This is a genomic window from Kitasatospora sp. NPDC056076, assembly GCF_042266305.1.
In the GTDB taxonomy this organism is placed as follows: Bacteria; Actinomycetota; Actinomycetes; order Streptomycetales; family Streptomycetaceae; genus Kitasatospora.
Genome location: NZ_JBHJWG010000012.1, coordinates 135,464 through 158,499, shown reverse-complemented (window position 1 = coordinate 158,499; position 23,036 = coordinate 135,464). Strand labels below are relative to the sequence as shown.

Here is a 23,036-nt window from a genome sequence, read left to right as displayed (position 1 = left end):
GACGATCGGTCCCGACCCCGCGGGTCGTTCACTCGCCCGTCGTTCACTCGCCGGTCGTTCACTCGCCGGGGGCGAACTCCGGCCCGGTCACACCCCAGTGGGTGTCGTCGGTGACCGGCGCACCCCAGTGGGTGTCGTCCGCGACCGGCACCGGTGCACCCCAGTGGGTGTCGGCCGAGGAGTGCGCCATGCCCCAGTGGGTGTCGTCGACCGACCCGCTGCCCGGGCCGGCGACCGCCAGGACCACCCCGACCGCCATCGCGCCGGCCGCCAGGCCGAGCACGGTGCGGATCATGATCCGGGTCTTCGTCATTGCGCTCTCCCCCATGTGCTGTTCGCTGTGCTGTCGTGCGCCTTCGCCCGGCCCGGGGTGTGGTCCCGGTCCGGTTCCGCCGGGCGGCCCCGGCTGGGACCAGTCCAGACCGGTGCGCTTTCCAACCACCTTTCACGGGGCCTCCGCCGCGGCCCGAGTGTCGAAAGGCGATCAGAAGGACTCCAGAAGGGGGTTGCGCTCACGGCCCCCGGGACGGCGGTTCCGCGTGGGCCTCCGGGCGGGTCCTTCGGGCGGGCTTCCGGACGGGCTCGCGCGTGCGGGAACGCCGAAGGGCCGCCCCCGCCGGATGGCGGAGGCGGCCCTCGGGGCCTGTCTCTTGGATCTTGGTACAGGCGGCCGGGTGTCAGGCCTTGACGCGCAGGACGAGCTTGCCGGTGGAGCCGCGGGCCTCCAGGATCTCGTGCGCCTTGACGGCCTCCTCCAGTGCGAGTTCGGTGGTCTCGATCCGGACGGCGCCGGTGGCGAGCTGGCGGGCGGCCTCCACCAGGTGGCCGTGGACCAGGTCGGGCTGCTGGTCGGCGAGGCCGCCGATGTTGTAGCCGGCCACCGTCTTGGCGGTGTACCACATCTGGTTGGCCTCGTAGGTGTGGTCCTGCTGCGAGGCGTTGCCGAAGACCACGTGGCGGCCGAGCGGGGCCAGCAGGTCCAGGGCCTTGGCGCGCAGCGGGCCGCCGATGGAGTCCAGCAGGATGTCGACGCCGCGGCCGCCGGTCACCTCGGCGAGGCGCTCCTCCAGCTCGTCGTAGGTGAACACCTCGTCGTAGCCGAACTTCTCCTTGGCGAACGCGGCCTTGTCGGCGGTGCTCACCGCGCCGTAGACGGCGCCGGCGCCCAGGTTGCGGGCGATCTGCGCGGCGCCGCTGCCCACGCCGCCGGCGCCGGCCAGCACCAGGACGCTCTCGCCCTCGCGGACCCGGGCCACGTCGTGCAGGATCGCCCAGGAGACCGGCAGGTTGCAGGGGAAGGCGGCCGCGACCGGGCCGGGGATGGCGTCCAGCTCGCCGTCGAGGGCGACGGTCAGCCGCTCGCGGGCCACCGCGACCTCGGCGTAGCCGCCGCCGGCCAGGGTGATCGCGGAGACCCGCTGGCCGGGGCGCAGGGTGGTGACGCCCTCGCCGACGGCGCGGACGGTCCCGGTGACCTCCAGGCCGGGGACGTGCGGGGTGCCGGGCTGGAACTGGCCGCGGCGGAACATCACCTCGGCGAAGTTGACGCCCGCGTACTCCACGTCGATCGACACCTCGCCCGCACCGGGCTCGGGGATCTCCACCTCGACGAGGGTCAGGACCTCGGGGCCGCCGTAGCTGTCGAAACGAATGGCGCGCATGGGAATGCCTCCTGGCTGCTGTGCTGTCGAACTGCTGCTGCTACTGGTCTGCCGGCGCCGCGGCGAGCCGCGTGGACCGCGGCGCACCGCGTGAACTGCCGGGTACTGCGTGAACTTCCGCTCACAGCGGGGTACTTCGGTGGACCGGACCGGTCCGCTTCGAGCCGCTTCGCGTCCTTGCGGGGCGCGTCGAGCCGCCGAACAGCGGACCGGGTCGGTCGGGGGGCGCCCACCCGGGCCGGGGGGACCCGGGCGGGCGCCGGGGGGGGTGGGTCGGTCGGTCGGTCAGTGCTGCGCCGCGCCGTGGCCGAGGCCGGGCAGCCGGCTCCAGCCCCCGCGGTCGGCGTGCTCGGTCAGCACCGGGTCGTCGCCCACCACCGTGGGGTGGCCGACGAGTCGGAGCAGGTCGAGGTCGGAGGAGTGGTCGCCGTAGGCGTGGCACTCCCGCGGGTCGAAGCCGCCCCGGTCGAGCAGCTCGCGGGCGGCGACGGCCTTGGCCGCGCCGATCATCGGCCGCTCCAGTTCACCGGTGAGGATCCCGTCGGCCACCAGCGGGCGGCTGCACAGGACGGTGCCGGCGTCGACGTACCGGGCGATCGGGTCCAGGCAGCCGGGGAAGGACCCGGAGACCAGGACGGTGTGGTGGCCCTGCTCGGTGTGCCGGCGGAAGGCGGCCAGGGCGGGGGCGTGGAAGAGCTCCCCCTCCCCGGTCCGCTGCCGGAACCACTGCTCGCCCTGCTCGGCGAGGTCGGCCTCCCGCACGCCGGTGAACAGCCGGTAGTACGCCCGGTTGACCTCCTCGCGCGGCACGCCGCCGTCCGCCAGCCGGCGGAGGGCGCCGTGGTCCCGCGCGTAGTCGGACTCCGGGCGGCCCTCGACCCGGTACCGGAAGGCCAGGAAGTCGAACATGCTCTTGACGTTGATCAAGGTCTCGTCGACGTCGAAGAAGGCCGCGGGGCCGGTCGGGCGGGTCACTGGGTGCTCCTGGGGTTCGTCATGGCGTCCGGGGTCCGTCCGGGATGAGTCCGCGGCCGGTCGGGCCGGGTGGGCTGGGTCAGCGCGAGCCGGCGACGACCAGCTCGCCCTCCCGCTCCTGCTCGGTGCGGGCGAGGCGGACCTGCTCGACGGTGCGGGCCGCGCGCTTGCCCTCCTTCTGCGAGATGACGTCGCTCTCGAAGGCGGTGAACTCGACCCGGGACAGCGAGGCGCGGGCGCCGCCCTGGTGGACGGCGATCTCGACGCCGAAGGACAGCCGCTCGGGGTTGTCGATGCTCGCGCTGAGGATCTCGTAGTCGACGGTGGCGTCCAGCGGGAACAGGAAGTTCTCGAAGTCCGTGTCGAAGCTCTTGATCACGTAGTAGTACTGCCGCTCCGGCCAGGCCGAGGCGTAGAACCGCTCGGTGACGGCCAGGAACATCTGCCGCGCCGCCTCGATGATGATCATGCCCTGGATGTGCTGGCCGGTGGTGTGGTCCAGGAGCAGTTCGTTGTCGTTGTCCAGTCTCAGGTCCGCCTGGTAGCGCAGCGCGTCGATCTGGCGCAGGCCGGCGATCAGGACGTTCTGCTCGCGGTGCTTGTGCGCCTCGTCCCGGTAGGCCAGGCTCGGCTGCAGCTCGGGCACCGAGATGCGCTCGGCCGCACCGTAGCGGGTGATCTCACGGGCCACCCAGTCCCACTCGTACGAGCTCATGCCCTGACCGTTGATCAGCGTCAGGCGGAGCTCGGGGTCACTGTAGCGCCCCGCCCGCAGCTCCTTGACGAACCCACCCGCGGTGGCCACTCCGTCGTTCGTGGCCAGAGCGCCGAAGCGGTCGCCGACCAGGTACAGAACCTCGGTCCGATGCGTCATGTCAATGCCCCCATCACATGAAGTGCGCGTGGCGCGCGTCTCTGAACAGGCAAAAGGCTGAATTGCAGCCCTCTCCCGCCTTCCTGACGGGAGGCCAGCTGCCCAGGACAGTATCAGCATTCGTAGACAGCTTACGACCCTGTCTCATATCAAGACTTCCTCAAGAATCCCGATGCGAGGTCGACCGACCGCCTTGACGGCCGCCACGGCGAACCTATAGCGTCCTCTGCCATGAGTAAGAACCCTGATACCAACCAGGGTTCTTGCTGCTAATCGAACTCATCGACACCTTCGACATCGGAGTCCTCGACCCATGAAGAGCTACCCACGCACCACGCTCGCCGCGGTGTGCATCGCCGGCGGGCTGCTCCCCGCCTCGCTCACCGGCGCCTCGGTGGCCCTGCCGAAGATCGCCACCGACCTGGGCGCGGGCCTCGGACCGCTCCAGTGGGTGGTCAACGGCTACAACCTGACCTTCGCCAGCTTCATGCTCGCCTGCGGCGCCATCGCCGACCTGGTCGGCCGCCGCAGAATGCTGGGCATCGGCATCACGCTCTTCGGCCTCTGCTCCCTGGTCAGCGGCCTGAGCAGCAACATCTACCTGCTGGACGGCGCCCGCCTGCTGGCCGGCGCGGCCGCCGCCGCGGTGCTCACCGCCGGCAGCGCGGTGCTCGCCACCACCTTCTCCGGGCCCGCCCAGGCCAAGGCCTTCGGCGTCCTCGGCTCCTCCTTCGGCGTCGGACTCGCCCTCGGCCCCTCCACCTCCGGCCTGCTGGTCTCCTCCTTCGGCTGGCGCTCGGTCTTCCTGCTGCACGCGGCGATCGACCTGGCGCTGCTGCTGGCCCTGCCGCGGATCACCGAGTCCCGTGACCCGGGCGCCCGCGGCGTCGACTGGGGCGGCACCGTCACCTTCACCACCAGCCTCGCGCTGGTCACCCTCGCCATGGTCGAGGGCCCCCAGCAGGGCTGGACCAGCCCCGTCGTGCTCGGCCTGCTGGCCGGCTTCGTGCTACTGCTCGCGCTCTTCGTGATCGTCGAACTGCGCCAGGAGCGCCCGATGTTCGACATCTCCCTGTTCACCCAGGGCCGCTTCGTCGCGATCTGCTTCGTCCCCGTCGCGCTCGCCTTCGGCTTCGTCTGCCTGCTGGTCTTCCTGCCCTCCTACTTCATGGGCGCCAACCGGTTCAGCAGCTCCGAGGCCGGCGCCGTGATGCTGCTGCTCACCGCCCCCGTGCTGGTCTTCCCGATCATCGCCGGTCGCCTCGCCCAGAAGATCTCGGTCCGCACCCTGCTGGCCGTCAGCCTGCTGCTGGTCGCCGGCGGCGCCGCCTGGCTCACCACCATCCACCCGGGCATCGGCGTGGCCGGCCTGATCGGCCCGTTCCTGATCATCGGCACCGGCGTCGGCATCTCCTTCGGCCTGCTGGACGGCGCCGCGATCGGCTCCGTCCCGCCGGAGCGGGCCGGTATGGCCGCGGGCATGTTCAACACCATGCGCCTGGCCAGCGAGGCGATCGCCATCGCCGGCATGGGCTCCGTCCTGGTCAGCCTGGTCAGCTCCAACGTCTCCGAGAACCTCGACTCCTACGGCAGCGGCTTCACCGGCAACCCGGACGGCCTCGCCGCCAAGGTCGCCCAGGGCAACCTGGCCGACCCGGAGTCCGGTGTCGCCGAGGCCGGCCGCCAGGCCTTCCACACCTTCCTCGCCGACGGCTACACCGACGCGCTGCGCACCGTGCTGTGGATCCTGGCCGGCGTGGCCGCGCTCAGCGCCCCGCTGATCGCCGTGATGCTCCGTGACCGCAAGGCCGCCGCCTCCGCGGTGACCGCCCCGGAGGCCGAGCAGGCCCCGGAGCCGGTCGGCGCCGGGCGCTGACGCCCGCCTCGACCGGCCTGACGGCCAGACCCGAGCGACCGGTCCGGGAGGGGCGCGGTGAACCCGCCGCCCCGCCCGGACCGCTCCGCCTCCGCACCTCCCGCACCCGCTGCACCCGCTGCACCCCCGAACCACCGCGAAGGAAGAGATCATGCACAGCCGCCAGCTCGGCCCCACCGGCCTCGACGTCGGAGCCATCGGCCTCGGCTGCATGGGGATGACCGACTTCTACACCACCGGCGGCTACGACGAGGCCGCCTCGGTCGAGGTCGTCCACCACGCCCTCGACCAGGGCATGAACCTGATCGACACCGCGGACGTCTACGGCCCGCACAGCAACGAGGAGTTGCTCGGCCGGGCACTGGCCGGCCGCCGGGAGCGGGCCGTCCTGGCCACCAAGGTCGGGCTGGTCCAGGAGCCGGACCGGCCGATGTACCGCAACGGCCGCCCCGAGCACATCCACGCCTCGATCCGCGCCTCGCTCAAGCGCCTCGGCACCGACCACGTCGACCTGTACTACCTGCACCGGGTGGACCCGGACGTCCCGCTGGCCGAGTCCTGGGGCGCGATGGCCGAACTGGTCGAGGCCGGCCTGGTCCGCGGCATCGGCCTCTCCGAGGTCGGCGTCGAGGAGCTGGCGGCCGCGCAGGCCGTCCACCCGGTCGCCGCCGTCCAGACCGAACTGTCGCTGTGGAGCCGGGAGGTGCTCGCCGACGTGCTGCCCTGGTGCTCGGCCCACGGCGCCGCCTTCGTCCCGTACTCCCCGCTCGGCCGCGGCTTCCTCACCGGCGGCTACACCAGCCCGGACGCCTTCGCGCCGGACGACTACCGCACCGCCAACCCGCGCTTCGCCCGGGAGGCCTTCGCCGCCAACCTCGCCATCGTCGAGACCCTGCGGCGGGTCGCCGAGCGGCACGGCGCCACCCCGGGGCAGGTCGCCCTGGCCTGGACCCTCGCCCAGGGCGAGCAGGTCGTCCCGATCCCCGGCACCAAGCGGATCGGCCACCTCGCCGAGAACGCCGGCGCGGCCGACCTGCGACTGTCCGACGCCGACCTGACCGAGCTGGACTCCGCGCCGGCCCCGGTCGGCTCGCGCTACTGACACCCCGTCACCCGCGCTCCTCCCCAGCCCGCTTCACCACCCCCGCCCGCACGCCCCCACCCCCGACCCGCACCAACCACGAGGAGAGACCTTCCATGGCACAGCAGCGCACCCTGGGCGCCGAGGGACCCGCCGTCGGCCCGATCGGCCTCGGCTGCATGGGGATGAACTGGGTGTACACCTCCCAGCTGCAGAGCACCGAGGAGTCGATCGGCGCCATCCGGCACGCCGTCGACCTCGGCATCACCCTGCTCGACACCGCAGACCTCTACGGCCCCTTCACCAACGAGGAGTTGCTCGGCGAGGCCCTCCGCGGCGGGCTGCGCGAGCAGGTCGTGCTCGCCACCAAGGGCGGCCTCAAGGCCGGCCCGGAGTCCCACCTCGGCTCGGTGCAGGTGTCCGCCGACGGCCGGCCGGAGCACCTGCGCGCCGCGGTGGAGGGCTCGCTGCGCCGGCTGGGCACCGACCGGATCGACGTCTACTACCTGCACCGGGTCGACCCGAGGGTCCCGCTGGTGGAGAGCTGGGGTGCCCTGGCCGAGCTCCAGCAGGCGGGCAAGATCGTGCAGTTGGGCCTGTGCGAGGTCTCCGCCGGCCAGCTGGACGCGGCGCACGCGATCGCCCCGGTCGGCGCCGTGCAGTCCGAACTGTCGGTGTGGAGCCGGGACCCGCTGGCCGAGGTCCTGCCCTGGTGCAAGGCCAACGGCGCCGCCTTCGTCCCGTTCTCCCCGCTCGGCCGGGGCTTCCTGGCCGGCCGCTTCGACGGCGAGAACGCGCCGGACCAGGACGACTTCCGGGCCCGGCTGCCGCGTTTCCAGGAGGAGGCGCGGGCGCAGAACCAGCGGATCTCGGACGGCATCCAGGAGGTCGCCACCCGCCACGGCGCCACCCCCGCCCAGGTCGCCCTGGCCTGGACGCTGGCCCAGGGCGAGCACGTCGTGCCGATCCCCGGCAGCACCCGCCGGCTCCACATCGAGCAGAACGCCGCGGCCGCCGAGGTCCTGCTGAGCGCCGATGATCTGGCCGCGTTGGACTCCCTCCCGGCTCCGGTCGGAACCCGCTACTGACTTGCCCCGCAGACGAGTTCGTTTTCCGAGTTGTCAATCAGGGCTCTACGAAGTATTAAGGTTCTGAGTAGCAGTTCAGGTTCCGACCACCGAGGAGGCCCCGTGGCTCCCCCCGACCAGGACGTCCCCTCCCGAAGGCTGGGACACCTCCTCAAGCAGTGCGAGCAGACCATGATGGCCGCGCGCGGCCGGGCGCTGCGCACGGTCGGCCTGACCGTGCCGCAGTACCTGACCCTCCGGGTACTGGCCGAGCACCCGGACGCGTCCGGGGCCCAGCTGGCCCGGCACTGCCTGGTCACGCCGCAGACCATGGCCACCCGGCTCGCCTCCCTGGAGGGGCGCGGGCTGGTCCGCCGGCAGGTCTCCTCGGTCCACTCGCACGTCTTCACCGCGCGGCTGACCGAGGAGGGCCGGGCCCTGACGGTCCGGGGCGAGGCGGCCGAGCACACGGCCGAACAACGGCTGGTCAGCTCGTTCCTGGCGGAGGAGGTGGTGGTTTTCCGCTCACTGTTGCGGCGCGCCGTGGCAGCGGTGTCCGTACCGGAAGCCGACCCGGTTGGCCCGAATCAGTTCGTACGTAGCGACTGATCAGCCCACTGATGTACCTTAAAGTCCGAATAATCCGCCGTGGGGGGCAGCCAGGGATGCGATCACTGTGACCGAAAACAGCTCCAACCAGCCGAACTCAGCTCCGCTCGATTTCCACGACCGCCTGGGCCATGCCATCAAGCGGGCCGAGCAGGCGCTGATCGGCGAGAAGACCCGCGCGCTGCGCACCGTCGACCTGACGGTTCCGCAGTACGTGACCCTGCTCGTGCTCCAGCAGTCCTCCGGAATGTCCGGGGCGCAGCTGGCCCGGGAGTGCATGGTCACGCCGCAGACCATGACCACGATCCTGACCAATCTGGAGAACAAGGGCCTCATCACCCGTGAGACGTCGAGCGTGCACCAGAAGGTGCTCGTGGCCAAGCTCACCCGCTCCGGCCGCACACTGGCGAAGAAGGCCGACACCTTGGCCCGCGGGGTCGAGAAGCGGCTCACCGACGCCTTCGACGACACCGAGCAGGCCCAGCTGCGCGAGCTGCTGGAGCGCTCGGCGGCGGCTCTGCGCAAGACCGACTGAGCCGCACCGCGGCAGCACCGCAGTACGGGGCGGAAGGCCGCCCCCTGGACGCCCGATCACCACCCGGGGCGTCGAGGGGGCGGCCTTTCCCATGTCCAGGGCCGGACGCCCCGCGCCCCGCGCCCCGGAAGCCTCATGCTTCGGACACAGCCTATGGTCCACCCATTCATTAACATTGCGATACTGGATAAGGCATTGACCTAAGTCAGGCCTCTGATACTGTATCGATCATGCAGACAGCGCAGCAGCACGCGTCGTCCATCGGCATCCTCGGCACCGGGTCGCACCTGCCCGCGAACGCCGTCGACAACACCCTGGTCGGCTCCCGGGCCGGCGTGACCGCCGAGTGGATCCACCGCAAGACCGGCATCAGCGAGCGGCGCTACGCCGCCGAGGGCGAGGCCACCTCCGACCTCGCCGCGCACGCCGCCCGGGCCGCCCTCGCCGACGCCGGGATCCGCCCCGGCCAGCTCGACCACATCGTCGTGGCCACCTCCACGCCCGACCACCCGCAGCCCGCGACGGCCGCCATCGTGCAGGACCTGATCGGCGCCGAGCAGGCCGCCGCCTTCGACCTGAACTCGGTCTGCAGCGGCTTCGCCTTCGCCCTGCACACCGCCCACCGCCTGATCGCCGACGGCGGCCACGCGCTGGTGATCGGCGCCGACGTCTACTCCCGGATCATCGACCCCACCGACCGCCGCACCGCGATCCTGTTCGGCGACGGCGCCGGCGCCGTCGTGCTCGGCCCCGTCCCGGCCGGCTACGGCATCGAGACCTCCCTGCTGGAGACCTTCGGCCGGCACCACCGCACCATCCGGGTCCCGGCCGGCGGCAGCCGTAGACCGGCCTCGCCCGAGAGCCTGGCCGAGGGCGACCACTGGTTCGCCATGAACGGCCGCGAGGTCCGCGAGTTCGTCACCGACCGGCTGCCGCTCACGGTCAAGGAGCTGCTCCGCCGGGCCGACCGCACCGGCACCGAGGTCGACCACTTCGTGCCGCACCAGGCCAACGGCCAGATGCTGGCCGAGATCCTGCCCTCGCTCGGCCTGGAGCGCGCCCGCACCCACCTCACCGTCGCCGAGTACGGCAACACCGGCGCCGCCTCCGTCCCGATCACCCTCGACGCCGCCAACCGCGCCGGCGCCCTGCGCGACGGCGAACTGGTGCTGCTCTCCGGCTTCGGCGGCGGCATGTCGATCGGCAGCAGCCTGCTGCGCTGGCACGCCGCCGCGTAGTCCAGGCGCACCGCCCGCCCCCGAACGACCTCCCCTGACGACGACGGGGCCCGCACCGCAACCGGCCCGGCACCCGCCCGACACCCGTACGAGAGAAGAGACGTGACCAGCAGCGCCGACCCCACCGCCCCCCGCCCCACCGGCAGACGGCCCGTCCTGATCGTCGGCGCCGGCCCGGTCGGACTCACCTCCGCGGCCGAACTGCTGCGCCGCGGCGTCGACATCCACCTGGTCGACCGCGCCCCGGCCCCCTCCCCGCTCACCAAGGCCCTGCTGGTCTGGCCGCGCACCCTGGAGGTGCTGCGCCGGCTCGCCGACCCGGCCGGCACCGCCGCCCGCAGCCTGCCGGTCGACGCCTTCCACTACTACTCCGAGGGCCGCCCGATCGCCACGCTCGACCTGACCGGTCGCGCCCAGCCGGTGATCCTCCCCCAGCCCGAGATCGAGGACCTGCTCGGCGCCGCCGTCACCCGGCTCGGCGGCGAGGTCGAACGCGGCACCGCGCTCACCGGATTGGAGCAGCACCCCGACCACGTGGTCGCCGTGCTGCGCGGCGCCGACGGCGCCGAGCGGCGCGCCGAGTACGCGTACGTCCTCGGCTGCGACGGGGCCGGCAGCACCGTCCGGGAGCTGCTCGGCCTCAGCTTCGAGGGCCTCACCTACCCCAACACCTTCATGCTGGTCGACGCCTACGTGGACGGCCCGCTCAAGCACGACGCCGCCCACTACTTCTGCTCCTCGCGCGGCGTGCTGGTAATCATCGGACTGCCCGGCGGCCGCTCCCGGGTCTTCACCTCGCTCCCGCCCGGCCTCGCCCCCGAGGACGCCACCCTGGAGCTGATGCAGCAGGTCGTGGACGAGCGCGGCCCGGGCGGCCTCACCCTCCGCGACTCGGCCTGGACCAGCACCTTCGCGGTGCACGCCCGGCACGCCGAGCGCTACCGCGAGGGCCGGGTGTTCCTGGTCGGCGACGCCGCCCACATCCACAGCCCGGCCGGCGGCCAGGGCCTCAACACCGGTGTCACCGACGCCCAGAACCTCGCCTGGAAGCTCGCCCTGGTCTGGCGCGGCGAGGCCGGCGCACCGCTGCTCGACAGCTACCACACCGAGCGCACCCAGGTCGCCCGCGCCGTCGTCCGCCAGGCCGACCTGCAGACCCGCGCCTGGCTGCTGCGCAAGCCCGCCCAGGTCACCGCCCGCGACCGGGCCGCCGCGGCCGCCTCCCGGTTCGGCCTGTTCGACCTCGACTACATCCCCTGGCTGGCCGGCCTGCGCACCGTCTACGGCGAGGGCCGGGAGACCAGGCTGCGCAGCTGGAAGCTCTGGGGCCACCGCTTCGTGCCCGGGGCGCTCACCCCCGACCGGCAGGTCTGGGACCGCCGGCTCGGCCGCCGGCTGTCGCTGCGCGAGGCCGTCTCCGACCTCCAGCACACCCTGCTGGTCGAACTGCCCGGAACCGCCCTGCCGCCGCGGGTCGCCCGCGCCCTGGAGCAGGCCGAGAAGCGCCACCCCGGGCTGCTGGACGTCCGGGTGCTGGACGCCACCGGCACCCTGCACGACGGCGCACCGGCCGAGCCCGACCCCGCCCGCGGGTCGTCCGGCCGCACCGCCGGCCGCGGGTCCGGCCGCGGCTCCGTGGTGCTGGTCCGCCCCGACCAGCACGTCCACGCCCGGCTCCCGCTGCACGAGGCGCACCGGGTCACCGCCCTGCTGGACGAGGCCCTGCACCACCCCGCCCGCTGATCCCGCCCGTTGGCCCCGCCCGCCGACCCCTACCCCTGAGGACCGCCCCGATGCGCTTCGACCCACCGCCCCGGATCGCCGCCGTGGTCGACTGGCTCCCCCCGACCACGGACACCGCGGCAGCGGCGGTCGCCGGGGGGCGGGTCACCGCCGAGAACGCCGCCAAGGACGGCTACCTCGAACTGCCCGTCAGCGACGGCCCCTCGGGCCCCGAGATGGCCGTCCTCGCCGCCGCCAAGGCGATCGGCGAGGCCGGCTGCCCGCCCGAGTCGATCGGCCTGGTCGTCCACGCCTGGATCTACCACCAGGGGCACGACTTCTGGTCCCCCGCCCACTACGTCGCCCAACACGCGGGCGCCGTACGGGCGGTGCCGCTCGGCGTCCAGCAGATGTGCAACGGCGGGGCCACCGCGGTCGAGCTGGCGGCCGTCCGGCTGGCCGCCGACCCGGCCCTGGAACGGGCCCTGGTCACCACCGGCGACCGCTTCGCCGCCCCCGGCTTCGACCGCTGGCAGGGCGACTACGGGGTCGCCTACGGGGACGGCGCGACCGCGCTCGTGCTGGACCGCGAGCGCGGCCCGTACCGGCTGCTCGCCGCGCACACCGCCGCCGCCCCCGACCTGGAGTCCATGCACCGCGGCCACGACGCCTTCTCCCCCGCGCCCCGCGCCAACGGCGAGACCCTCGACATCCGGCGCACCAAGAAGGCCTTCCTCGGCGACGGCCTCGGCCCGCACTTCGCCGCCACCGCGGGCGAGGGCGTGGTCCGGGCCGTCCGCGGCGCCCTCGCCGACGCCGGCCTCGCCCCGGACGACCCCCGGCTCGGCCACCTGCTGCTCCCCCGGCTCGGCCGCACCGTCCTGGAGACCGCCTACCTCCCGGCCGTCGAGCGCCTCGGACTCACCGGCGTCGAGGTGCTCGACCTGGGCACCCGCACCGGCCACCTGGGCGCGGGCGACGCCGCCGCCGGCCTGGCCCACCTGCACACCCGCGGCTTGCTCGAACCCGGCCGGATCGCCATCCTGCTGAGCGCCGGTGCCGGCTTCACCTGGACCGCCCTGCTCGTCGCCGCCGAGTGAGCGACCGGCCGCCACCCGTCACGACCGACCACCGAGGAACCCCGATGCCCAACTCCCCCGCCGCCCTCACCCCCGGCACCGTCCTGGTGCTGGTCGACCTCCAGCAGTGGATCGTCAGCCGCCCGGTCGCCCCGCTCAGCGGCCCCGAGGTGGTCCGCTCCGCCGCCCGGCTCAAGACCGCCTTCGAGGCCGCCGGCCAGCCCGTCGTCCTGGTCCGCTACGCCCGGATGGACGGCAGCGACGGCGGCCCCGACTCCGCCTTCAACCGCTTCGCCCCCGAGGTCGCCGCCCGCCCCGGCAACGAGGTGGTCACCAAGTACGGCATCGACGCCTTCGCCGGCACCGACCTCGCCGACCGGCTCAACCGCCTCGGCGCCACCGACCTGGTCATCGCGGGCATCGCCACCGAGTACGGCGTCGGCGAGACCGTCCGCACCGCCGTCAACCTCGGCTACCCCACCACCGTCGTCGAGGACGCCGTCGCCGCCCTCTCCCCCCAGGGCCACACCGCCGCCGTCGACGCCTTCCACCGCATGGGCGTCACCCTCACCCGCACCGACCCCCTGCTCACCCCCGCGGCCTGAGCGCCCCCACGCGCCGGCACCACCGAGCCCCCGCCCGGGACCTTCCCCGGGCGGGGGCTCCGCGCGCTCCCACGCTCAGGCCGCGGCGCGGACCGGGGCGGGAACCGGGGCGGACGTCGGGGCGGACGTCGGGGCACCGGACAGCCGGCGCGTCTCCCGGAGGGTCAGCAGGCCGATGACGACCATCGCCACCCCCGTCGGGCCGTGGACGCCGAACGCGGCCCCGGCGGAGCCGTGGTGGGCGAGCACGGTGGCCATGTCGCCGAACGGGACGACGGACCCGGCCAGCAGGACCCAGGCCAGGGCGCGGCGCTGACCGGTCAGCAGCAGCACCCCCAGGATCAGGGCGTTCGCGACGTCGCGGACGCCCTTGAGGACCAGGAAGCCGCCGCCGTCGCCGGCGGGCCAGCTCGGCAGGCCGAAGGTCGGCGCGATGGTCCCGGGCGCCAGCACGAAGGTCAGTCCGAACCAGAGGACGAAGAGGATGCCCGCGGTGGTCAGGGCGGTGTTCACGGTCTTGAGGGACATCGGGGTCTCCTTGCGGAAGTCGGGCGTGCGGGCTCAGACGAGGGCGGCGACCAGCAGGGCGAAGGCGGCGACGATCACGGCGACCCGGGCGTAGTGGTAGCGGTCCCAGCGGTCCGACTGCTCCTGCCAGTCCGCGGGGCGGTTCTCCGCGGTCCAGGTCTTGCTCCGGTTGTTGATCGGGACGAGCAGCAGGACCGACATCAGCACGCTGACGATCAGCAGCGCGCCGGCGGTGACGAGGAGCCAGGTGCCGTGGTGGTGCCGGTCGGCGACGGCCCAGACCGCGACCAGGACGAGCGAGCCGATGTACCAGAACGGCATCACGGCGCCGAGCATCCGCCCCCCGTGGGCGCGGCCGAGCTGGCCGGCGTCCTCGGGGAGCGCCTTGAGGATCCGGTTGAGGACGACGGCGACGGCGAACTCCACCCCCACCATCACGCCGAGTTCCACGGTGGTGAGGACCTTGAGTGCGGCGAGCATGATTCCCCCTGGTTTCTAGCGCTGCTAGCTGACGTGTCGATGCTAGACCTGCTGCCGCTTGAATGTCTAGCGGTGCTAGGATCGAGTCATGTCGGTACAGGAACGAAAGCAGCGCGAGCGGGCGGAACGTGAGCGCCTCATCGTGGCGACGGCCCGTGAACTCGCCGAGCAGCAGGGCTGGGAGGCGGTCACCACCCGCCGGCTCGCCGAGCGCATCGAGTACAGCCAGCCCGTCCTCTACAGCCACTTCCGCGGCAAGCGGGAGATCATCGGCGCCGTCGCCCTGGAGGGCGTCACCGAGATGGCCGCGGCACTGCGGGCCGCGACCCGCGCCGCGGACGGCCCGCGCGCCCGGGTCACCGCCCTGGCCCGCACCTACCTCGACTTCGCCGCCCGCAACCCGGCGGTCTACGACGCCCTGTTCCAGCTCGACGGCGGCCTGGCCTTCGCCGAGGAGGACACTCCCGAACCGCTGAAGGACGGCTTCGCCGCCCTGCTGGAGACCCTCGCCGACGTCGCCGGGGAGGGCGTGGACCCGGGCCTGTTCACCGAGGTGTTCTGGGCCGCCCTGCACGGACAGGCCACCCTGACCAGGGCCCGGCGCCTGCCCCCGGAGGACACCGGGCGCCGGGTGCAGCTCCTGGTGGACCGGCTCGCCGTGCTCTGAACCACCGCCGTGCTCTGAACCACCGCCGGGCGCCGTCCGGAGGACGGCGCCCGGTCCATCGGTTCGCGGGTCAGAGGTGGGGCGAGGACGGGTCGCCGCCGAGGCGGAGCTCGCCGACGGCGTCGAGGACGCGTTCGGCGGAGGCGACGTGCCGGCCGGCCGTGATGACGTCGCGCAGGCAGCGGTCGAGCGGGGTGCGCTCGGTGTAGACGGCCGAAGAGCCGACCAGGTCGTAGAGGTGCTGGACGGCCTCCCGGCAGGCGCGGTGGGCGTACTGGCGGGCGAGGGCAGCGGTGCCGCGCTCCGGGGCTCGGCCCGCGGCCTGGGCGGCCCAGGCCCGGTCCAGGGTGGTGTAGACGTAGGCGTCGGCGGCGCCGATCAGGGCCTCCGCGTGGGCCAGGTCGGCCGGGGCGGAGGGCCTGGGCAGGGCGGGGCCGCGGGCGGTGAGCAGCTCCCGGGCGCAGGCCAGCGCGGAGCGGGCGATGCCGAGCGGGATGCCGGCCATCTTGAGGGCGAGGTTGTCGGCGCGCAGGTGGAGCGGCTGCGGGGCGCCGGCCGCCGGGGGCGCGAAGGTGTGCCGGTCCGGGACGAACAGGTCGGCGACCTCGACGTCGTGGGAGCCGGTGCCGCGCAGCCCGGTGGTGTGCCAGGTGTCGAGCACCCGGACGTCCGCGGTGTGGAGGACGGCGACCCGCGGGGTGCCGTCGGGGGTCAGGAACCCGGCCAGCAGCCGGTCGGCGTGGGTGATCCCGCTGGCGTACGTCCACCGGCCGGACAGCAGGTACCCGCCGTCGTGCCGGACGGCCCGGCCGAGCGGCGGCAGCACCGTGGCGGTGATCAGGTCCGGGTCCGGGAACAGCTCGGCGAACACCTCGGCGGGCAGCGAGACCACCGCGAGCGAGGCGTTGAGCGCGACGGCGGCGCACCAGGCGACCGAGGCGTCGCCCTCGGCCAACAGGTCGACGGCCCAGGTGAGTTGCGGCGCGGTCAGCTCGACCCCGCCCAGGGCGGGCGGCAGGGCGGCGCGCAGCAGCCCGGTGGCCCTGAGGCCGTCGAGCAGGTCGGCCGGGATCCGCCCCCGCCGCTCCACCTCCGGCGCGCGGGCCGGCAGGGTCGCGGCGAAGGCCCGGACCCGGTCCAGTACGTCACCGGCGGTGGGCCCCGATCCGGGGGCCCGGGGCGGCAGTTCGACGACGGTCATCCGCTCGTCCTCCAAGCTCGGCCGGTCCGGCCGGTGGGTGTCGGTCACAGATCGCCCAGCGCCTTGTCGAGCTCGGCCGCCAGGGCCGGGAGGTGCGGCGGGCGCATCACGGTGTAGTGGTCGCCGGGCAGGTCGACGGCCTCGGCCGCGTCGCCGAGCAGGTCCAGCCACCGGCGGGTGGTGCCGGTGGTGGCGCCGTCCATGGCGCGCAGCAGCCGGACCCGGCCCCGGTACGGGGTGGGCCGGTGCCCGGCCAGGGCGCGGCTGAGGTGCAGGAAGCGGCCCGCGAGCCGGTCCAGGGTGGCGGGGTCGACGTCGTCCGGGAGGACGGCGGCCCGCCGGACCCGGGTGAGCAGTTCCTCGGTCGGGGTGCGGTCGCCGGTGGGCCGGAAGGCCTCCGGGCCGGGGTGCCAGTCGCGTCCGGCCAGCCCGGCGAGGTCGCGGGCGAACCGGGCGAGCAGGTCGGCGTCGGACTGCGGCCCGGCCGGGCCGGGCGGCTCCAACAGGTCGACGGCCGCGACGAGTTCGACAGTGGCGCCGCGGGCGGTGAGCAGCGCGGCGGCCTCCAGGGCGAGCACGCCGCCCATGGACCAGCCGCCGAGCCGGTACGGGCCGTCCGGGAAGCGCGCGGTGATCGCGTCGGCGTAGTGGGCGGCCAGCTCGGCCACGGTCGGAGCGGGTTCGGGGTCGGGGTACTGGAGGGCGTGCACCGGCTGGTCCGGGTCCAGCAGGGCGGCGAGCCCCGCGTAGCAGAGCACGTCGCCGCCGACCGGGTGGATCAGGAACAGCGGCGGCCGGCTGCCGGCGGCCCGGATCGGGACGAGCGCCGCCCGGCCCTCGTCGGCGGGCCGTTCGCGCAGCACCTCGGCGAGCGACTCGACGGTCGGGCGGGCGAGCAGGGTGGCGACGGGGAGCGAGCGGCCGGTGTCCCGGTGGATCCGGGCCATCATCCGCACCGCGAGCATCGAGTCGCCGCCGAGGTCGAAGAAGTTCTCGGTGACGCCGAGCTCCCGGGTGGCCGCGTTCGGGAAGAACTCGGCCCAGATTCCCACGAGTTGGTGTTCGACCGCGTCGCGCGGCGGGACGGTCGCGGCGGTGCGCGGGGCCGTCCGCTCGGGCGCGGGCAGCTGGCGGCGGTCCACCTTGCCGTTGTCGGTCAGCGGCAGTTCGTCCAGCCGGACGATCCGGGCGGGCACCATGTAGCCGGGCAGTTCCCGGCCGAGCGCCGCCCGCAGTTCCTCCTCCGGGAGTTCGGCCGACGCGGTGTCGCCCACCACGTACCCGAGCAGCCGTCGGGGCCCGCCCGGCTCGCCCTCGGCCACCGCGGCGGCCGCCCGGACGCCCGGTCGGCGCAGCAGCGCGGCCTCGACCTCGCCGAGCTCGATCCGGTGCCCCTGGATCTTCACCTGGAAGTCCGCGCGGCCCAGGAACTCGATCTCGCCGTCCGGCAGGTAGCGGCCGAGGTCGCCGGTGCGGTAGAGCCGCTCGCCGGTGACCGGGTGGTGCGGGAAGGCGGCGCGGGTCCTGGCCTCGTCGCCGAGGTAGCCGCGGGCCAGGCCGGTGCCGGCGATGTACAGGTCGCCGGGGACGAGCGCCGGGCGCGGGCGCAGCGCCTCGTCCAGCACGTGGAAGCGCTGGTTGCGCATCGGCCGGCCGTACGGGATGCTCGCCCGCTCCCGGTCCGTCCGCTCGACCGGGTGCTGGATCGACCAGACGGACGCCTCGGTCGCGCCGCCCAGGGCGTGGACGCGGGCGCCGGGCAGCAGCTCGGCGACGCTCTCGGGGAGGGTGACGGGGATCCAGTCACCGCTCAGCAGCACCAGGCGCAGCGGGGGTGTGCCGCCGACGGCCCGCAGGTGGTCGGTGAACATCTCCATCAGCGCGGGGACGCTGTTCCAGACCGTCACCCGGTGCCGTTCGGCCAGCTCCAGCCAGGCGGCGGGTTCGCGCCGTGCGGCCTCGTCGGGCAGGACGAGGGCGCCGCCGGCCGCGAGCAGTCCGAAGACGTCGTAGACGGAGAGGTCGAAGTTGAGCGCGGACAGGGCGAGGACGCGGTCCTCGGCGCTCACGCCGTACCGGTCGTTGACGTCCCGGAGGGTGTTGACGGCGCCGGTGTGCTCGATCATCACGCCCTTGGGCACGCCGGTGGAGCCCGAGGTGAAGATGACGTACGCGAGGTCCTCGGGCCGGGCCGGGGAGGGCGGCAGCGGCTCGCCGGAGCCGTCCTCCTCCGGCTCGGTGTCGACGTTCAACAGCTGGGTGCCGTCCGGCAGTTCGAGGGTCTCCGCGAGCGCCGAGCGGGTCAGGACCAGCCCGATGCCGGCGGTCTCGACGATCATCCGCAGCCGGCGGGCCGGCATCGCGGCGTCCACCGGCACGTAGGCGGCGCCGGCCTTGAGGACGCCCAGCGCGGCGACCACCTGCTCCCAGCCCTTGTCCGTCACGATGCCGACCGGCACGCCCGGGCCCGCGCCGTGCGCGATCAGCCGGCGGGCGATCCGGTCGGAGCGGCGGTCCAGCTCGCCGTAGCTCAGCGTCCGGTCGGCGGTGATGACGGCGGGGGCGGTGGGCCGGGCCGCGGCCTGCCGCAGGAAGCCGTCGTGCAGCAGCTCGGCCGGGACGGGGGCGTCGGTGGCGTTGGCGGCCCGTCGCAGGGCCAGGTCGGCGGCGGGCACGGGCACGGCCGCCGGTCGGCGCCACGCCCCCTCGCCGCACAGCTCCCGGACCAGTTCCCGGTAGGCCTCCCACATGCCGTCGACCACGCCGTCGGGGAACACCTCCTCGACCACGTCCCAGTTCAGGACCAGTTCACCGGCCTCCTCCAGGGCCTGGTGGTCGAGCCAGACCTGCGGGGTGCGGACCGAGCTGGAGGCCAGCCGGCCGGAGCGGCCGAGCCCGGTCAGCGCCGTGAGGGCGCCGCCGCCCTCGCCGGAGGCGTCCTGCGCCGAGAAGCCGATGGTGCTGGTGAACACCACGGGCATGCTCGCCAGGCCCGTCCCGGCCCGGGTGCGGTTGAGTTCGCGCAGCACCTCGACGCCGCTGACGTAGCCGTGGTCGAGGTCGGTCAGCAACTGGCGCTGGAGCCGCAGGGCGCCGGTGGCGAAGGACTCGGCGGGGGCGGCGTCGACCTCCAGCAGGGTGGTCGCGCTGAGGTTGCCGAGGACCCGGGCGACGTCCTCGTGCAGCGGCCGCCGGTGGAAGGCCAGCAGGTTGAGCGTGAAGCGCGGCGACTCGCTCCAGGCGCCCAGCACCTGCGCGTACGCGGCGCACAGGGCCGCCGAGGGCGAGACGCCCGCCGCGTCGGCGTTCGCCCGGAAGCGCTGCCAGGCCGCGGGCTCGATCCGGGCCGTGCGGTGGGTGAACACCGGCCGGCGCGGTGCCGCCCCGGGGCGCAGCGGCAGCCGGGGCGCGGACGGCAGGGTGGCGAGGCGGGCCTGCCAGTAGGTGAGCGACTCCGCGCGCCGCTCGGCGTCCGTGCGGGCGGCGGCGAGCACGTAGTCGCGGTAGCTGACGCCGGGGGCGGGCGTCGCGGGGGCGCCGTCGCGGTAGGCCTGCGCCCACTCCCGGAACAGCACGCCGGAGCTGCGGCCGTCGACGATCAGCGCGTCGAAGGTGAGGTGCAGCCGGGTGGTGCGCTCGTCCAGCAGGGTCGCCCGGACGTCGAACAGCGGCCAGGCCTCGGTGTCGAACACCCGGTCGCGCAGCTCCCGGTGGGTCGCGGCGAGGCGCTCCGCCCGCTCGGCCCCGTCGAGGGTCCGCAGGTCGGCGGTGGCGATCCGGTACGCGGGGACCTCGGCGAGCACCCGCTGGTACCCGTCCCGGGAGACCACCGCGCGGAGCATGTCGTGGCGGTCGATCAGCTGCCGCAGGGCGGCGGCGAGCCGGTCGAGGTCGGTGTCGGTCAGGTCGAGCTCGACCAGGAAGGAGGTGGCGACGTTGCCCAGCTCGAAGGCGTCCGTCCGGCCGACCAGGTAGGCCTGCTGGAGGTCGGTGAGCGGGAACGGCTCGTACCGGGCCGCCGGGTCGGCGACCAGCGCCGCACCGGGCCGCTCCGCCGGGGCGGTGGCGGCGCCGCCGTACGAGGCCCGGACGCGCTGCGCGAGTTCGGCGACGCTCCGGCCGTCCAGCAGTTCGGGCAGCGGGAGGTCGACGCCGAGCCGCCGGGCGAGGGTCTGCCGGATGTCCATCGCGATCAGCGAGTCGGCGCCCAGGCTGCGCAGCGGTCGGTGCAGGTCCTCGCCGGTGACGGCCGCGCCGCGCGCCCGGCCGACGATGCCGACCACCAGCGCGGCGACGTCGACGTCCTGGTCCCCGGGTACGGCCTCCCCCGCTACGGCCCGCTCCGCTACGGCCTGCCCCGGTACGGCCTGTTCCGGCCGCGCGGCGCTCGGCACCGCCTCCAGTCGTACGCCCTCGGCCAGGGCCACCGGCGCGCCGTCGGCGCCGACCAGCCGCACCTGGGCGACCAGCGGCCCGCCACTGTGCGCCGGTGCCCCCTCCGGCCGGGGGCCGCCGTTCCACAGCCAGTAGCGCTCGCGCTGGAACGGGTAGCCGGGCAGCGGCACGGGCGGGCCGACGGGCTCGCCGTGCACCCGCGCCCAGTCGATCCGGGCACCCCGGACGTACAGCGCGCCGAGACCGTCCAGCAGGGTGCGGCGGGCCTCCTCCCCCGCGCGCAGCGACGGCAGGAACCCGGCGTCCCCGGCGTCTGCCCGGGCCCGGTCGAGGAGCGGGGAGGCGGGGCCGAGCACCACGAAGGCACGGTGCCCCTCGCGCAGCAGCGCGGCGAGGCCCTCGGCGAACCGCCGGTCCGCCTCGGCGGCGGTAGCGGCGGTGCCGGTGGCGGCGGTACCGGTGGCGGCCGGGCTCGCCGTGCCCGCGACGCGGGCGGCCACCGCCTCGCCCTCGGCGCCGTGCCCGAGGACGGCGGCGGGCTGCACGCCCCAGGACCGCCACAGCTCGGCCAGCGCGTACTGGACGGCGGACGCCGAGGGCCGGTCACCGGGCTGCTCGGCGCACCGCTCCAGGGCGCTGCGGACGACCGGCTCGGTCGCGGCCAACTCGGCCGCCGCGTCGGCGAACCGCCCCGCCGGGCCCCCGGTGAACAGGAACACCGGTCCGCGCCCGCCCTCCGGGGTGCGGGCCCCGTGGCGGACCCCGGCGGGCCGTTCCCCGTCCGGGCCGGTCCGGGCGAGCAGCCCGCGCAGCTCGGCGGTGGAGGAGGCGACGGCGGTGAGCCGGTGCGGGAAGTGCGCCCGCCCGAGGCCGGTGGTCCGGCAGATCTCCGCGAGCGACCGTCCGGCGAGCCCGGAGTCGAGCGACTCGGCGTAGCGGACGGCGAGTTCGGCGAGGGCGGCCGGCGTCTTCGCCGACAGGGTGAGCAGCTCCGGACGGTCCGGCGCCGCCTCCGCGCCGTCGCCGGGGACGGCCGCCGGGGCCTCCTCGATGATCACGTGGGCGTTGGTGCCGGTGATGCCCTGCGAGGACACCCCGGCCCGCCGGGGCCCCGCGCTCGGCGGCCAGTCGCTCGCCTCGGCGACCAGCTCGACCGCGCCCGCCGACCAGTCGACGTGCGGGGTGGGCTCGGTGACGTGCAGGGTGGCGGGGAGCCGGCCGTACCGCATCGACAGCACGGTCTTGATCACCCCGGCGACGCCCGCCGCCGCCTGGGTGTGCCCGATGTTGGGCTTGAGCGAGCCGAGCCGCAGCGGCTGCCCGGGGTCGCGGTCGCGCCCGTAGGCGGCCAGCAGGGCGCGGGCCTCGATCGGGTCGCCGAGCGGGGTGCCGGTGCTGCTCGCCTCCACCACCTGGACGTCGCCGGGCGAGAGCCGGGCGTCGGCCAACGCCTGCCGGACGACCCGCTGTTGGGCCGAGCCGCTGGGCGCGGTGAAGCCGTTGCTGGCGCCGTCCTGGTTCACCGCGCTGCCGCGCACCACGGCCAGCACGGGGTGGCCCAGCCGCCGGGCGTCCGACAGCCGCTCCACCAGCAGCACGCCCACGCCCTCGGCGAGCCCGCTGCCCGCGGCCTGCGCGGAGAACGGGCGACATCGGCCGTCCGGCGACAGCCCCTGCATCCGGGTGAACTCGGTGAACAGCTGCGGGGTGGCCATCACCGTCGCGCCGCCCGCCAGCGCCATCGCGCACTCGCCGCGGCGCAGCGACTGCACGGCCAGGTGCAGCGCCACCAGGGAGGACGAACAGGCCGTCTCCACGGTCAGCGAGGGGCCGCGCAGGCCCAGCGTGTACGAGATCCGGCCGGCGGCGGCGCCGCCCACCGAGCCGGTGGTCAGGAAGCCCTCCGCCTCCTCGGGCACCTCGCCGCGCCCCTGCCCGTAGTCCAGGCAGGACAGCCCGGTGAACACCCCGGTCTCGCTGTCGCGCACCGACTCCGGGTCGATCCCGGCGTCCTCGAAGGCCCGCCAGGCGGTCTCCAGCAGCAGCCGCTGCTGCGGGTCCATGGCGAGCGCCTCGCGCGGGCTGATGCCGAAGAAGGCCGCGTCGAAGTCGGCCGCGTCGGGCAGGAAGCCGCCGGAGCCGGTCAGGCTCGGGCCCCCGCCTCCGACGGGGTCGTGCAGGCCCTCCGCCCAGCCGCGGTCACGGGGGAACGCGCCGACGGTCTCCCCGCCGGAGGCCAGCAGCCGCCACAGGGCCTCCGGCGAGTCGATGCCGCCCGGGTAGCGGCAGGCCATGCCGACGATCGCGATCGGCTCCTGCGGCCCCTCCTCCAGTTCGCGCAGGCGCTCGCGGGCCTGGTGCAGGTCGACGGTGAGGCGCTTGAGGTAGCCGAGCAGCTTCTCGTCGGCTGCCGGTGTCACTGCTGCTGATGCCATGACGGATC

18 protein-coding genes are annotated in these 23,036 nt (G+C 74.7%); 10 read left to right on the top strand and 8 right to left on the bottom strand.

Annotation, left to right across the window (positions count from 1 at the left end; genetic code table 11):
- Nucleotides 1-58: 58 nt before the first annotated feature.
- From ACFC1T_RS12925 to ACFC1T_RS12910, 4 genes are all read right to left on the bottom strand, one after another.
- On the bottom strand, nt 59-313 hold the full coding sequence (locus ACFC1T_RS12925) for a hypothetical protein (protein WP_375887298.1): 255 nt from the start codon (nt 311-313) through the stop codon (nt 59-61).
- Nucleotides 314-677: 364 nt separating this feature from the next.
- Entirely contained in the window at nt 678-1,661 is a 984-nt protein-coding gene (locus ACFC1T_RS12920; RefSeq protein WP_375887295.1) for a zinc-binding alcohol dehydrogenase family protein, read from the bottom strand.
- A 285-nt stretch (nt 1,662-1,946) separates the two neighbouring features.
- The gene (locus tag ACFC1T_RS12915; RefSeq protein WP_375887293.1) at nt 1,947-2,636 is read right to left on the bottom strand and encodes an HAD family hydrolase; all 690 of its coding nucleotides are present in this window, start codon (nt 2,634-2,636) and stop codon (nt 1,947-1,949) included.
- Between the two features lie 79 nt (nt 2,637-2,715).
- Nucleotides 2,716-3,510: an AfsA-related hotdog domain-containing protein gene (locus ACFC1T_RS12910; protein ID WP_375887290.1), complete on the bottom strand. Its 795-nt coding sequence runs from the start codon at nt 3,508-3,510 to the stop codon at nt 2,716-2,718.
- A 313-nt stretch (nt 3,511-3,823) separates the two neighbouring features.
- Between ACFC1T_RS12910 and ACFC1T_RS12905 the strand changes: the two genes are divergently transcribed.
- From ACFC1T_RS12905 to ACFC1T_RS12865, 9 genes are all read left to right on the top strand, one after another.
- Entirely contained in the window at nt 3,824-5,386 is a 1,563-nt protein-coding gene (locus ACFC1T_RS12905; protein WP_375887288.1) for an MFS transporter, read from the top strand.
- A gap of 151 nt (nt 5,387-5,537) precedes the next feature.
- A complete protein-coding gene (locus tag ACFC1T_RS12900; protein WP_375887286.1) occupies nt 5,538-6,488 on the top strand; it encodes an aldo/keto reductase in 951 nt (316 codons plus the stop codon).
- 95 nt (nt 6,489-6,583) lie between these two features.
- Nucleotides 6,584-7,555: an aldo/keto reductase gene (locus ACFC1T_RS12895; protein WP_375887284.1), complete on the top strand. Its 972-nt coding sequence runs from the start codon at nt 6,584-6,586 to the stop codon at nt 7,553-7,555.
- Nucleotides 7,556-7,657: 102 nt separating this feature from the next.
- Nucleotides 7,658-8,143, top strand: a complete 486-nt coding sequence (locus ACFC1T_RS12890) for a MarR family winged helix-turn-helix transcriptional regulator (RefSeq protein WP_375887281.1) — start codon at nt 7,658-7,660, stop codon at nt 8,141-8,143.
- A 67-nt stretch (nt 8,144-8,210) separates the two neighbouring features.
- Complete coding sequence (locus ACFC1T_RS12885) at nt 8,211-8,678, top strand: MarR family winged helix-turn-helix transcriptional regulator (protein WP_375887278.1); 468 nt, start codon at nt 8,211-8,213, stop codon at nt 8,676-8,678.
- Nucleotides 8,679-8,908: 230 nt separating this feature from the next.
- Nucleotides 8,909-9,916 (top strand): 3-oxoacyl-ACP synthase III family protein, encoded by a 1,008-nt coding sequence (locus tag ACFC1T_RS12880; protein WP_375887277.1) that lies wholly within the window; start codon nt 8,909-8,911, stop codon nt 9,914-9,916.
- Between the two features lie 102 nt (nt 9,917-10,018).
- Nucleotides 10,019-11,659: an FAD-dependent monooxygenase gene (locus ACFC1T_RS12875; protein WP_375887275.1), complete on the top strand. Its 1,641-nt coding sequence runs from the start codon at nt 10,019-10,021 to the stop codon at nt 11,657-11,659.
- A gap of 50 nt (nt 11,660-11,709) precedes the next feature.
- A complete protein-coding gene (locus ACFC1T_RS12870; protein ID WP_375887272.1) occupies nt 11,710-12,738 on the top strand; it encodes a 3-oxoacyl-[acyl-carrier-protein] synthase III C-terminal domain-containing protein in 1,029 nt (342 codons plus the stop codon).
- Between the two features lie 44 nt (nt 12,739-12,782).
- Entirely contained in the window at nt 12,783-13,322 is a 540-nt protein-coding gene (locus ACFC1T_RS12865) for a cysteine hydrolase family protein (protein WP_375887269.1), read from the top strand.
- Between the two features lie 75 nt (nt 13,323-13,397).
- On the opposite strand, the gene ACFC1T_RS12860 is transcribed toward ACFC1T_RS12865, so the two are convergent.
- Nucleotides 13,398-13,850, bottom strand: coding sequence for a DUF4267 domain-containing protein (locus ACFC1T_RS12860; protein ID WP_375887267.1), 453 nt, complete (start codon nt 13,848-13,850; stop codon nt 13,398-13,400).
- Nucleotides 13,851-13,883: 33 nt separating this feature from the next.
- Complete coding sequence (locus tag ACFC1T_RS12855; protein WP_375887264.1) at nt 13,884-14,330, bottom strand: anthrone oxygenase family protein; 447 nt, start codon at nt 14,328-14,330, stop codon at nt 13,884-13,886.
- A gap of 88 nt (nt 14,331-14,418) precedes the next feature.
- On the opposite strand from ACFC1T_RS12855, the gene ACFC1T_RS12850 reads away from it, so the two are divergent.
- The gene (locus ACFC1T_RS12850) at nt 14,419-14,997 is read left to right on the top strand and encodes a TetR/AcrR family transcriptional regulator (protein WP_375887262.1); all 579 of its coding nucleotides are present in this window, start codon (nt 14,419-14,421) and stop codon (nt 14,995-14,997) included.
- A gap of 70 nt (nt 14,998-15,067) precedes the next feature.
- Here ACFC1T_RS12850 and ACFC1T_RS12845 read toward each other — a convergent pair whose 3' ends face one another.
- Nucleotides 15,068-16,246, bottom strand: coding sequence for an acyl-CoA dehydrogenase family protein (locus ACFC1T_RS12845; RefSeq protein WP_375887259.1), 1,179 nt, complete (start codon nt 16,244-16,246; stop codon nt 15,068-15,070).
- Nucleotides 16,243-23,028 carry an amino acid adenylation domain-containing protein gene (locus tag ACFC1T_RS12840; protein ID WP_375887256.1) on the bottom strand — a complete coding sequence of 2,262 codons (6,786 nt, stop codon included), beginning with the start codon at nt 23,026-23,028 and terminating at the stop codon, nt 16,243-16,245. Before ACFC1T_RS12840 ends, ACFC1T_RS12845 begins: the two co-directional genes overlap by 4 nt.
- Nucleotides 23,029-23,036 lie beyond the last annotated feature (8 nt).